Origin of the sequence: Citrobacter sp. wls615, assembly GCF_005281355.1 — a bacterium.
In the GTDB taxonomy this organism is placed as follows: domain Bacteria; phylum Pseudomonadota; class Gammaproteobacteria; order Enterobacterales; family Enterobacteriaceae; genus Citrobacter; species Citrobacter werkmanii.
Map to the genome: position 1 here is coordinate 1 of NZ_SZXM01000018.1, position 406 is coordinate 406.

The window sequence follows — 406 nt, forward strand, 5'->3', positions numbered from 1 at the left end:
TCCGGCTATGCCGGAGGATATTTATTTTTGTCTGCAAGGTTGAACTGTAACAAAACGCAACGCAGACTAATGACATTCTGTTAATCGGGTGTCTCATGTCTTTACTTTCTCGTTATTCCTTTTCTGTTAAACCTCAGGAGGCGATCCTCATTGTGATCACCATGTTCTGGGGTGGAACGTTTTTGGCGGTGCAATATGCCGTTACTCTGAGCGGGCCCTTTTTCTTTGTCGGTGTGCGTTTTGCGACTGCTGCGCTGGCCGTTGCGCTTCTGTCGTGGCGAACGCTGCATAAGCTGACCTGGCTGGAGTTTAAAGCTGGCGTGGCGATCGGCATTGCGATAGCGCTGGGCTATAGCCTGCAAACCTGGGGTTTGCAGTTTATTGTGCACAGAAAACCCCCAGCTAG

The 406-nt window shown here is 50.2% G+C and carries 1 protein-coding gene; it reads left to right on the top strand.

The annotated features are described in order from the left end of the window. Positions 1 to 95 precede the first annotated feature (95 nt). The coding region (locus tag FDX04_RS05260) for an EamA family transporter (protein WP_170975142.1) at positions 96 to 406 on the top strand (311 nt) is incomplete at its 3' end.